Origin of the sequence: Streptomyces sp. YS415 (assembly GCF_023544665.1) — a bacterium.
GTDB lineage: Bacteria > Actinomycetota > Actinomycetes > Streptomycetales > Streptomycetaceae > Streptomyces.
Map to the genome: position 1 here is coordinate 11039 of NZ_JAMJFL010000025.1, position 11677 is coordinate 22715.

Here is an 11677-nt window from a genome sequence, read left to right on the forward strand (position 1 = left end):
GTTCTCTGCACCCTACGCATGTTCGGCAAACCGTTTCATGCGCCCGTCACATCGACGTCATACGGCGGGAGCCCCGACCTCACAGTTCGCGCCATCGTCCGACCCGGGCCGGCCCGCGGCTGCGGGCGCTCGCCCGCCGCACCGGCGCCCGGGTCCGGGCGAAGTGCCAGGTCGGCCCGGTGAACGACGTCCCCTCACCCTACTTGGCCGGATTTCGCGGACAAAGAGGAGGCGGGCGTCCGGCACCGTCAGGTGTGCCGGACGCCCGCCGTATGCGGGGGTCAGGCCGCGGGAGTCATCCGGTCGACCATCTCCGGGTGCTCCTTGAGCCACGCGGCGACGGCCTCCTCCTCATGCCCCTGGCCGCGGTCCTTGATCTCCTGCTCGAGGGTGCCGAGCTCGTCCTCGCTCATCGTGAAGTTCTTGATCCACTTCGTTAGCTGCGGGTACTGCTCGGGGAAGTCCTTGCTGGAGATCGTGCGGATGGTGTTGCCCTCGCCGAAGAACTTCCGCGGGTCCTCGAGCTTGGTCAGCTCGTACTCGCTGTACGCCCAGTGCGGGGACCACAGCACGACGGCGATGGGCTCCTTCTTGGCGTAGGCGCGCTTGAGCTCGGCCAGCATCGCGGGCGTGGAGCCGTCGACGACCTCGTACTCGTCGTCCAGTCCGTACCCGGGGAGCACCTTCGTCTTGAGCAGGTTCATCTCCCCGGTGCCGGGCTCGATGCCGACGATCTTCCCGTCGAACTGCCCGGCCTTGCCCTTGAGGTCCTCCAGCGAGTCGATGCCCTTGACATAGGACGGCACGGCGAGCTCCAGCGAGGTCGGTTCGTACCAGGTCCCCAGGTCGTGGAGGTTGTCCTTGCTCTTGTCCCAGTAGTTCTTCTGCGCGTACGGCAGCCAGGCGTCGAAGTTGAGATCGAGGTCGCCGGAGGCGAGGCCGGTGTAGACGGGGCCGACGTCCATCTGCTTGAGGTTCAGCCGGTAGCCGCGCCGCTCCAGGACGTTCTTCCACAGGTAGGTGACGGCGATGTCCTCGTCCCAGGGGAACCAGGCCACGTCCAGCGGCCGCTTCGCCTCGGCCGGGGTCCCGGCGTTCTTGACCGGCGCGAGCTTGTCGACGAGCCCCGGCTGAGTCTTCAGCCAGGCCTGTACGGCGTCCTGCTGCCGGCCCTTGCCTGCCTTGTTGATCTCCGACTCCAGGCCGGTGAGCTGCTCCTCGGTGAGCTCGAAGTCCTTCAGCCACTTGCCGACGACCGGGTTCTCCTCGGCGAAGCCCTTGCGGGACAGCGTGTGCACTCCGTCGCCCTTGCCCCAGGCGCCCTTCGGGTCCTTGAGCTTCTTCAGCTTGTAGTCGCTGTACGCCCAGTGCGGCGACCAGAGCGTGACGGCGATCGGCTCCTTCTTGGCGTACGCCCGCTTGAGCTCGGCCAGCATGGCGGGCGTCGAGCTGTCGACGACCTTGAACTCCTCGTCCAGGCCGTATGCGCCGAGCACCTTGCTCTTGAGCAGGCTCATCATCCCGGCGCTGGACTCGATGCCGGTGATCCTGCCGTCGAACTGCCCGGCCTTGCCCTTGAGGTCCTCCAGCGAGTCGATGCCCTTCATGTAGGCGGGCACGCTCAGTTCGAGGGAGGTCGGGCCGTACCAGGAGCCCAGGTCGTCGAGCCGGGAGCCGTACTTCTTCCAGTACTGCTCGTGGGTCGTCGGCAGCCAGGCGTCCGTCTGGAAGTCGATGTCGCCCTGGGCGAGGGAGGTGTAGAGGGGGCCCGCGTCGAACTGCTTGGCCTCGACCTCGTAGCCGCGCTGCTCCAGGATCTCCTTCCACAGGAAGGTGGAGGCGACGCCCTCGTCCCAGGGGATGTAGCCGATGCTGATCTTCTTGCCCTGGCCGACGTTGTCGCCGCCCGCGACCGGCTCGGCCTTGTCGGTGCCGCCGAAGACACCCATGCCGCCCGCGACCAGCGCGAGCACCACGACGCCGACCACGGCGACGGAGGCGCGGGGGCGGTAAGACCAGATCTTCAGGCCCTGGGCGGCGCGCACCCGGGCGGCGGCGCGGCGGCCGAGAGGGGAGACCTGGGTGCCCAGCGCGCTGGTCATCCGGTCCAGGTAGATGGCGAGGATGACGATGGCGATGCCCGCCTCGGCGCCGAGGCCGATGTTGAGCTGGCCGATGGCCTCGTTGACGTCACCGCCGAGGCCGCCGGTGCCGACCATGCCGGCGATGGCCGCCATGGACAGGCCGAGCATGATGACCTGGTTGACGCCGGCCATCACGGTGGGCAGGGCCAGCGGGAGCTGGACGCGCAGCAGGGTGTCGCGCGGGGTGGTGCCGAACGCCTCGGCGGCCTCGACGAGTTCCTTGTCGACCTGGCGGATGCCGAGTTCGGTCATGCGCACACCGGGGGCGAGCGCGAAGACGAGGGTGGCGACGATGCCCGCGGCGGCGCCGCTGCCGAAGAAGAGGATCGCCGGGATCAGGTAGACCATCGCCGGGAGCGTCTGCATCAGGTCCAGGCCGGGCCGCACGATCGCGCTGACCCGGTTGGAGCGTGCCGCCCAGATGCCGAGCGGCACCGAGATCACCAGCGCGATGAGGGTGGCGACGAGGACCAGGGACAGGGTCACCATCGCGTCCTCCCACAGATCGAGGGAGATCACGAAGGCGAAGCCGACGAAGGTGAGGACACCGGCGAGGGTGCCGCGCAGCCAGCAGGCGATCACCGCGAAGATGCCCGTGAGCAGCAGCGGCTCGGGCGCCTGGAGGACGGCGTCGACACCCTCGTAGGCGCCGCGGAAGACCTGCTCCAGGAAGTCGAACAGCCAGCCCATGTGAGTGGTGAGCCACTCGACCGCGTCGTTGACCCATGAACCGAACTGGATCCTAGGCACGGGCGGTCACCTTCTCTCCGCCCTTGTCCCGGGGGGCCGGGCACGGCTCCGGTTCGGCGGTCTCGTCGCCGAGGAAGCCGACGAGCCGCTGCCGGGGCACGACGCCGACCAGCTGTTCCTCGTCGTCCAGCACCGCGACCGGGTGGGAGAGGCGGGCGCTGAGGGCGCACAGGTCGTGGAAGGGGGTGTCGGGCGTCGCGGTGGCGCAGGCGCAGTCGGCCTCGTCGCCGCGGACGTCGCGGTTCATGACGGAGGAGGCGGTGAGCACGCGGGAGCGGTCGACGTCCTGGGTGAAGGAGGCGACGTAGTCGTCGGCGGGGCGCACCAGGATGTCCTCGGCGGTGCCGGTCTGGACGATGCGGCCGTCGCGCATGACGGCGATGCGGTCGCCCAGGCGCATGGCCTCGTTGAGGTCGTGGGTGATGAAGACGATGGTCTTCTTCAGCTCGGTCTGCAGCTCCAGCAGCTGGTCCTGCATGTCACGGCGGATCAGCGGGTCCAGCGCGCTGAAGGACTCGTCCATCAGCAGCAGGTCGGCGTCGGTGGCGAGTGCGCGGGCGAGGCCGACGCGCTGCTGCATGCCGCCGGACAGCTCGTCGGGCCAGGACTTCTCCCAGCCCGCCAGGCCGCACAGCTCCAAGGCTTCGGTGGCCCGTGCGAGCCGCTCCGCCTTGGGGACGCCCTGGACCTCCAGGCCGTACGCGGCGTTCTCGACGACGCTGCGGTGCGGGAAGAGCGCGAAGTGCTGGAAGACCATGCTGATCTTCCTGGCCCGGACCTCGCGCAGTGCGCGGGCGCTGAGCGCGGTCAGGTCCTGGCCGTCGAAGCGGACCTGTCCCGCGGTCGGTTCCAGCAGGCCGTTGAGCATCCGCAGCAGCGTGGACTTGCCGGAGCCGGACAGGCCCATGACGACGAAGATCTGGCCCGGTTCCACGGTGAAGGAGGCGTCGATGACGGCCGCAGTGGTGCCGTCGGCGCGCAGTTCCTCCCGGTCGGCCCCGGCTCGGAGCCGCTCCACTGCCTCGTCCTGTCGTCTACCGAACACCTTGTACAGATGTTCGGCTTCCAGCCTGGCTGACACGCTTACCTTCTCGTCCTCGACGGCAAAGAGCTCAATAAAGAGGGAGCGACGCGGCACACGTGGCGGCTTCGCTCCGAGCCCGCGCCTGCCCTTCTCGCCCGGACCCAAACGCACAAGTGGTCCAGCCCACAGTGGACGAGCCTGACGTGACCCGATGCGCCGGTCAGGCCCTTGTCAGTGGGGTACGGCATGATGCGTGGCGTGACCGGACGACTGATGCTCCTCGACACCGCCTCGCTCTATTTCCGCGCCTACTTCGGCGTGCCGGACTCCGTGAAGGCCCCGGACGGCACCCCGGTGAACGCCGTGCGCGGGCTGCTGGACTTCATCGACCGCCTGGTGAAGGACCACCACCCGGACGCGCTGGTGGCCTGCATGGATGCCGACTGGCGGCCGCAGTGGCGGGTGGACCTGATCCCCTCGTACAAGGCGCACCGGGTGGCCGAGGAGCATGAGGCCGGCCCCGACGAGGAGGTCGTGCCGGACACGCTCTCGCCGCAGGTGCCGGTGATCGAGGCGGTCCTGGACGCGCTCGGCATCGCGCGCGTGGGGGTCGCCGGGTACGAGGCGGACGATGTGATCGGCACGTTCACCGCGCGGGCGAAGGGCCCGGTGGACATCGTCACCGGGGACCGCGACCTGTACCAGCTGGTGGACGACGAGCGGGGGGTCCGGGTGCTCTACCCGCTCAAGGGCGTGGGCACGCTCCAGCTCACCGACGAGGCATGGCTGCGCGAGAAGTACGGCGTCGACGGCCGCGGGTACGTGGATCTGGCGCTGCTGCGCGGCGACCCGAGCGACGGGCTGCCCGGCGTGCCGGGCATCGGGGAGAAGACGGCGGCCAAGCTGCTCACCGAGTTCGGGGATCTGGCGGGGATCATGGCGGCGCTGGACGACCCGAAGGCGAAGCTCACCCCGTCGCAGCGCAAGCGGCTCGACGAGGCGCGGCCGTACGTCGCGGTGGCGCCGACGGTCGTGCGGGTCGCAAACGACGTCCCGCTGCCGGACGTGGACACCGCACTGCCGCGCGCACCGCGTGATGAGGCCGCACTTCAGGGGCTGGCGGAGCGCTGGGGGCTCGGGGGATCCCTGGGGCGTCTGCTGACGACGCTGGGGGCGTGAAGGGCGTTCCCCATCGAGTGAATGAGGTTCGCTGGGCTGGGAATTCGTCCCTTAAATTCTCCTTCACACGCTTTGCCGCAGGAACCATTCGGCGGACGAAGGTGCTAACTTAGGTAACCCTAAGCTTATTCGAGGGAGGCCGTCATGGCAGAACGCCCTGCCCGCAAGCCGCGCAAGCCCCATTCCGCGCAGGTCGTCCGTACCGAACGGCTGACCCCGCACATGCAGCGCGTGGTGCTCGGCGGGGAGGGCCTGGCGGACTTCTCGGCCGACACCTGCACGGACCACTATGTGAAACTCCTCTTCGGCCCCGACGGGGTGACCTATCCGGAGCCCTTCGACCTGGAGCGGATCCGGGCGGAGTTCCCCCGCGAGCAGTGGCCGGTGACGCGCACCTACACCGTGCGCGCCTGGGACCCCGAGCACCGTGAGCTGACGCTGGACTTCGTGATCCACGGCGACGAGGGCCTCGCGGGGCCCTGGGCACTGCGCGCCCGGCCCGGCGAGACCGTGCGGTTCATGGGACCGGGCGGCGCGTACGCCCCGGACGCCACCGCCGACTGGCATCTCTTCGTCGGCGACGAGAGCGCCCTGCCGGCCATCGCCTGCGCCATGGAAGCACTGCCGGCCGGCGCCACGGCGCACGCCTTCGTGGAGATCGCGGGACCGGAGGAGGAGCAGAAGATCGACTCCGATGTGCCCGTGACCTGGCTGCACCGCGGGGACCGCCCGGTCGGCGCGGCCGTCACCGAGGCCGTCCGCGCGCTGCCCTTCCCGGAGGGCCGGGTGCACGCCTTCGTGCACGGCGAGGCCGCTTTCGTGAAGGAGCTGCGCCGCCTGCTGCGCGTCGAGCGCGAGGTCCCCCGCGAGGACCTTTCGATCTCCGGCTACTGGCGCCTCGGCCACAACGAGGACGGCTGGCAGGCGTCGAAGCGGGAGTGGAACGCCCGCATCGAAGCGGAACAGGAAGGCAAGCCGGCCGCCTGAGCCGGACGGGGAACGTCACCGGAGCCTCCGCGGGACCGCCCACGCACCCCCGCCGCACCCCTGGTCCCCCTACCCTTGGTCCCCATGCGCCGCAGGACCTCTCCCCCGCCCTCCCCGTTGCCCCAGCGCGACGGGGTCGATCCGGTGCGGGTGCGGTTGCCGGGCGGGGGTGACTGGGCCACCGTGCGGGAGCATCTGGTGGAGCGGCTCGCCGCCGGGGACGGGGTCATCGACCGCATGTTCGAGGCCGGGCTGTTCGTCGGGGCCGACGGGCGGCCCGTCGAGGGCGACGCCGCCTATGTGCCGGGGGCGTTCGTGTGGTTCCACCGCGAGCCGCCGGACGAGGTGCCCGTGCCGTTCCCGCTGGAGATCGTCCACCGCGACGAACACATCGTCGTCGTCGACAAGCCGCACTTCCTCGCCACCACCCCGCGCGGCAGCCACATCAGGGAGACCGCGCTGGCCCGGCTGCGACGCGAGCTGGAGCTGCCGACCCTCGGCGCCGCGCACCGGCTCGACCGGCTCACCGCCGGACTCGTGCTGTTCACCGTCCGCCCCACGGAGCGGGGCGCCTACCAGACACTGTTCCGCGACAGGCGGGTCCACAAGGAGTACGAGGCCGTCGCCCCGTACGACTCCTTTCTCGCCCTGCCCACGACCGTGCGCAGCCGGATCACCAAGGAGCGCGGGGAACTCGCCGCCCGGGAGGTGGCGGGCGAGATCAACGCCGTCAGCCGGGTCGAGCTGATCGAGCACCGGGGCGACGGGCTCGGACGGTACCGGCTGCTACCCGCCACCGGCCAGACCCATCAGCTGCGGGTCCACATGAACGCCCTCGGGGTCCCCATCCTCGGCGATCCGCTCTATCCGGCGGTGGCCGCCCCCGCCCCGGCCGGTGACTTCCGGCGACCGCTGCAACTGCTCGCGCGGGCACTGGAGTTCACCGATCCGGTCACGGGGGCGGAGCACCGCTTCCGCAGCGGACGGGCGCTCGGTGCCTGGACGTCGTACGCCGGCTGGGCCGGTCAGTAACCCCTCCACCAGCTGACCAGGCGGCGCCATGCGCCCGGCCTGCGCGGCGGTTCGGGCGTGGGGACCGGCGGCGGGACAGCGGGCGCCGGCTGGGGCACGGGCGCCGGCCGGCCCGCGGATCCCGGCTGCGGGCGCGGAGCCGTGCTGATCTGCCACGCCGGCCGCGGGGCCGGCATCTGGTTCAGGCTCGGCTTCATCGTCACGTCCTGCTGCGGCTTCGGCTCGAAGCGGACCGGGAGCTCCACCAGGTGCCGGGAGGAGATCGACTGACGCCAGGACAGCTCCTCCTCGGGGCAGTCGAGCCGGACGTCCGGCAGGCGCATCAGCAGCGCGTCGACGCCGACGTCGGCGATGCCACGGGCGATGTCCTGGCCGGGACATTCGTGCGGACCGCCGCCGAAGGCGAGGTGGGAGCGGTTGCCCTGCATGTTGGCGGCGAGGTCGGGCCGGACCCGGGGGTCGACGTTGCCCGGCGCGATGCCGAAGAGGAGGCCGTCGCCCTTGCGGATGCGCTGGCCGCCCAACTCCGTGTCGTGCTTGGCGTAATAGGCGAAGACGGTGCTGAACGGCGGCTCGTCCCACAGGGACTGCTCGACCGCCTCGGGCACCGTCATCTGGCCGCCGTTCAACTGGGCACGGAAGCCGGGGTCGGTGAGGACCATGCGCAGCACATTGGCGATCAGGTTGGCCGTGGCCTCGTAGGCCGCCATCAGCACGACCCAGAGGTGCTTGGTGACCTCGTCGTCGGTCAGCCGGGCCGGGTGGCTCATCAGCTGGCTGGCGAAGTCGTCGGCGGGCTCGACCCGGCGGCGCTCGGTGAGCCGCTGCAGCGCGCCCATGACGTAGCCGTGGCTGGCGATGGCGGTCTCGGTGCCGCGCAGCATGTCCCGGGTGGCCTGCACGATCCGGTCGTTGTACTCCTCGGGCATGCCGAGGATCTCGCACATCACCGCCATCGGCAGATGCTCGGCGAACTGGCCGACCAGATCCGCCCTGCCCTGCTCGCAGAACTGGTTGACCAGGCGCTGGGTGGACCGGTTGATGTACCGCCGGATGCCGCGGTGGTCGATGGTGGACATGGCGCCGGTGACCGCCCCGCGCAGCCTGAGGTGCTCGTCGCCCTCGGCGTAGGAGCAGATCGGCTCCCAGGCGATGTGCGGCATCAGGGGATGGTCGGGCTTGACCATCCCCTCCAGCAGCGGGGTCCAGATGCGGCTGTCCCGGCAGAACTGCGAGGGGGTGCGGACCATGTGCATGTTCTCGGCGTGGCCGAGCACCACCCACATCGGCACGTCGTCGTGGAGCAGCACCGGCGCCACCGGCCCGTGCTCCTCGCGCAGTTCCTCGTACAGCTCGTCCAGGTCCTCCGCGTCGGGACCGTAGAGCCGGCGCAGTCCCCCGGGCCCGAGGCGATGGGCGGGGCAACCGGGCGGCGGGCCGGAGCGCGGGTCGTCCGTGCCGGTGAGGGAGTGGGATTCAGGCGTCACGTGGTCGCTCCGAAGTGGATCCGGTGTCGGGGGGTTCGGGGTACATCGGTCAGGTCAGCGCGCCCGTCATGGCGAGCGAGTGCAGGAAGCGCATCAGGGTCATGAGGGTGTCCCGGCTGGAGGCGCGGCGGCGGGCGTCGCAGTCCACGATGGGGATCTCCGGGGGCAGGTCGAGCGCCTGGCGCAGCTCCTCGACGGGGTAACGGGGCGCGTCCGGGAAGGAGTTGACGGCGACCACGAAGGGCACCCCGCGCTCCTCGAGTCGCCCTATGACGTCGAAGCTGACCTCCAGCCGGCGCGTGTCGATCAGCACGACCGCGCCCAGGGCGCCCTCGAACAGGCCGTTCCACAGGAACCAGAAGCGCTCCTGGCCGGGGGTGCCGAAGAGGTAGAGGACCAGCTTCTCGGTGATGCTGATGCGGCCGAAGTCCATGGCGACGGTGGTGGCGGTCTTGGTGTCGGAACCGAAGTTGTCGTCGACGCCGATCCCGGCCTGCGTCATGGTCTCCTCGGTGGTCAGCGGCCTGATCTCGCTGACCGAACCGACCATGGTCGTCTTGCCGACGCCGAAACCGCCCACGATCACGATCTTCACCGCGGCCTGTGCCGTCTGCGGCAGCCGGTCCTCGGCGCGTGGTCCCGGGATGGTGTCAGAGCTTTTGAAGTCCATGCATCACCGCTTCGAGGAGGGAACGGTCGGCGACCGACTGCCGCACCAGCGGCTTGTGCGCCTGCACCAGTTCGTCCGCCAGCATGTCGGTGAGCACCACGGTCACCACGCTGAACGGGAGGTTGAGATAGGCGGACAGCTCGGCCACCGACAGGGGGGCCGTGCAGAGCCGGAGCAGCGCCGTCTGCTCGGGCGTCGCGGAGGGCGGTGGATCGGCGCGCGCCGTGATTAAGGTGACCAGGTCGAGGTCGGCGCGCAACTCGCCGTCGCCGCCGACCACGAACATCCGCTCGGGATTCCTGCGCTCGCCCTCTTTGGCCGGCTGCGCGACGGGCGGTGCCTTCGGGGACCGCCGCTGGCGTTGCGGAGGAGTCATACGGTCTGCCCATTGTGCCGGGGCGGGCTGGTCAGATGCGGTCCGATCCGGTCCACCAGGTCCCGCATGCGGTTGCTCATCAGACCGGGTTCGGCGAACGTGTCGGAGAGCACCGCGAGATAGGCGTTGGGGCCCGCGGCCATCAGATAGAAGTAGCCGCGGTTGATCTCGATGATGACCAGCTTCATCTTGCCGTCGCTGTCCGGGATCTCGTGCGCGACGGCGCTCGCCAGGCTCTGCAGGCCCGCGCAGGCCGCGGCGACCCGGTCGGCGGCGTCGGTGTCGCCGCCGTGCCGGGCGATGCGCAGGCCGTCGGCGGAGAGCACGACGATCATCTCGATGCCGGGTACGCCGTCGGCCAGATCCTTGAGCATCCAGTCGAAGTTGGCTCGTTGCTGGATCACTTGAGGTCCCCCTCGTCATCGGCCGGGGCGTGGGCCGGTTCATTGGTCGGCTGGCGGAATGCGTTGGGATCGGGGTCGCGCTTGAGGCCCTCCCAGAAGGCCTCCACCCACAGTCCGGGCGGGGTGTCGTCCTCCGGCGCCGGCTCGGGGGCGGGCGGCTTGATGGCGTCGCCCCACACGGGCTTCTCGCCGCGGGCGATCCGTTCCTGGTCCTCGCGTTCGAGCTTGGCCTGCTGGGCGATCCGCTCGCTGAGCGGGGTCTTGACCCGGCTGCGGCGTTGCGGCAGGCCGCCCGGTGTCCACTCGGTGACGACCGGGACGTCGTCCTCCAGGGAGAGCCCGGCGGGGATGCGCGGGTTGGTGGGGCGGCGCTTCTTGGGCTTGCGCTTGGGACCTTCGAGCGCGCCGAGTTCCGGCAGCGGGGCGGCGGTGGCGCCGATGCCGTGGGCGTAGCCGGGCGCGGGCTCGCTGGTGATCATCTCGCGCGGCACGATGAGGACGGCGCGGACGCCGCCGTACGCCGACGTGCGCAGCGACACCTGCATGTCGAAGGCGGTGCACAGCCGGCCGACGACGGCGAGGCCGAGGCGGGGGGTGTCGCCGAGCTCCTGGAGGTCGATGCCGGCCTTGGCGGCTTCCAGCATGCCCTCGACCTTGGCGCGGGCCTCCTCGCTGAGGCTGACGCCGGCGTCCTCGATCTCGATGGCGACGCCGGTCTGCACCTCGCTGGCCGTGACGTGCACCTTGGTCTGCGGCGGCGAGTAGCGGGTGGCGTTGTCGAGGAGTTCGGCGGCGGCGTGGATGACCGGCTCGACGGAGATGCCGCGGATGTTGACCTTGGCGATGTTGTCCAGCGAGATGCGCCGGTACTCCAGGATGCGCGACATGGCGCCGCGCAGCACGCTGTAGAGCGCGACGGGTTCGGGCCACTGACGGCCCGGGCGGCCGCCGCCGAGGACGGAGATGGAGTCGGCGAGCCGGCCGATCAGCGCGGTGCCGTGGTCGATGCGCAGCAGGTCGTCGAAGACCTCGGGGTTGCGGCCGTGGTCCTCCTCCATCTCGAGGAGTTCCTTGTTCTGCTGGTGCACGATCGCCTGGACGCGGCGGGCGATGTTGACGAAGGAGCGCTGGGTGGAGTCCCGCAGCTGTTCCTCGTGGTCGATGATGTAGAGCACCCGCTCGATCAACGACAGTTCCGGCGGGGTGAGTTCACGGTAGGACGGGTCGAGCTCGCCCAGGTGCTGAATCACCTCTGCGGGGGAATTCCCGCGGTGCATGTAGTCGATCGCGACAGGCACGATCTCCCGGGCGAGCCGGTCCATCTGGTACTCGTGGGCGGCCACCCGCCGCTCCAGGTACGCGGTGTCACGGGCGTGCTCCTCGCGCACGCTGCGCAGGGCGCGGCCGCGGCGCACGACTTCGGCCGCCGTGGCGATCACCAGGACCGTGGCGACGGCGCCGCACCAGCCGACGGCCGCCCGGGCCGGCCCCGTCACCAGGGCGGCGGCGGCTCCGGTCGCCGCGGCCATCAGTATGGCCGGCGGCAACAGCACGCGCGCGTAGGGCAGTTCACGCCGCCGCGGCTGGGAGGCGGGAGGGGGTTGAACACTCACCATGTGGGCCC

Annotated in this window: 10 protein-coding genes; 3 read left to right on the plus strand and 7 right to left on the minus strand. The window is 70.6% G+C overall.

Annotated features, from left to right (window positions below):
- Positions 1 to 281: 281 nt before the first annotated feature.
- Both M8H82_RS26780 and M8H82_RS26785 read right to left on the minus strand, forming a co-directional pair.
- Positions 282 to 2894: an ABC transporter permease/substrate binding protein gene (locus M8H82_RS26780; protein WP_250077609.1), complete on the minus strand. Its 2613-nt coding sequence runs from the start codon at positions 2892 to 2894 to the stop codon at positions 282 to 284.
- Positions 2887 to 3975, minus strand: coding sequence for a glycine betaine/L-proline ABC transporter ATP-binding protein (locus M8H82_RS26785; RefSeq protein WP_250077610.1), 1089 nt, complete (start codon positions 3973 to 3975; stop codon positions 2887 to 2889). Before M8H82_RS26785 ends, M8H82_RS26780 begins: the two co-directional genes overlap by 8 nt.
- 192 nt (positions 3976 to 4167) lie before the next feature.
- Here M8H82_RS26785 and M8H82_RS26790 point away from each other — a divergent pair, with 192 nt between their 5' ends.
- The 3 genes from M8H82_RS26790 to M8H82_RS26800 all read left to right on the plus strand — a co-directional run bounded on the left by M8H82_RS26790 (position 4168) and on the right by M8H82_RS26800 (position 7116).
- Positions 4168 to 5097, plus strand: coding sequence for a 5'-3' exonuclease (locus M8H82_RS26790; protein ID WP_250077702.1), 930 nt, complete (start codon positions 4168 to 4170; stop codon positions 5095 to 5097).
- Between the two features lie 144 nt (positions 5098 to 5241).
- Positions 5242 to 6084 (plus strand): siderophore-interacting protein, encoded by an 843-nt coding sequence (locus tag M8H82_RS26795; protein ID WP_250077611.1) that lies wholly within the window; start codon positions 5242 to 5244, stop codon positions 6082 to 6084.
- An 84-nt stretch (positions 6085 to 6168) separates the two neighbouring features.
- A complete protein-coding gene (locus tag M8H82_RS26800; protein WP_250077612.1) occupies positions 6169 to 7116 on the plus strand; it encodes a pseudouridine synthase in 948 nt (315 codons plus the stop codon).
- Here the strand turns inward: M8H82_RS26800 and M8H82_RS26805 are convergent.
- The 5 genes from M8H82_RS26805 to M8H82_RS26825 are packed head-to-tail and all read right to left on the minus strand — an operon-like array spanning position 7110 to position 11669.
- The gene (locus M8H82_RS26805) at positions 7110 to 8603 is read right to left on the minus strand and encodes a cytochrome P450 (protein WP_250077613.1); all 1494 of its coding nucleotides are present in this window, start codon (positions 8601 to 8603) and stop codon (positions 7110 to 7112) included. The two genes, M8H82_RS26800 and M8H82_RS26805, sit on opposite strands and share 7 nt — an antisense overlap.
- A gap of 49 nt (positions 8604 to 8652) precedes the next feature.
- Positions 8653 to 9273, minus strand: coding sequence for an ATP/GTP-binding protein (locus tag M8H82_RS26810; RefSeq protein ID WP_250077614.1), 621 nt, complete (start codon positions 9271 to 9273; stop codon positions 8653 to 8655).
- Positions 9254 to 9649, minus strand: coding sequence for a DUF742 domain-containing protein (locus M8H82_RS26815; RefSeq protein ID WP_250077615.1), 396 nt, complete (start codon positions 9647 to 9649; stop codon positions 9254 to 9256). Before M8H82_RS26815 ends, M8H82_RS26810 begins: the two co-directional genes overlap by 20 nt.
- On the minus strand, positions 9646 to 10053 hold the full coding sequence (locus M8H82_RS26820) for a roadblock/LC7 domain-containing protein (protein ID WP_250077616.1): 408 nt from the start codon (positions 10051 to 10053) through the stop codon (positions 9646 to 9648). Before M8H82_RS26820 ends, M8H82_RS26815 begins: the two co-directional genes overlap by 4 nt.
- Positions 10050 to 11669 (minus strand): sensor histidine kinase KdpD, encoded by a 1620-nt coding sequence (locus tag M8H82_RS26825; RefSeq protein WP_250077617.1) that lies wholly within the window; start codon positions 11667 to 11669, stop codon positions 10050 to 10052. The genes M8H82_RS26820 and M8H82_RS26825 overlap by 4 nt, the downstream gene beginning before the upstream one ends.
- Between the last annotated feature and the right edge of the window lie 8 nt (positions 11670 to 11677).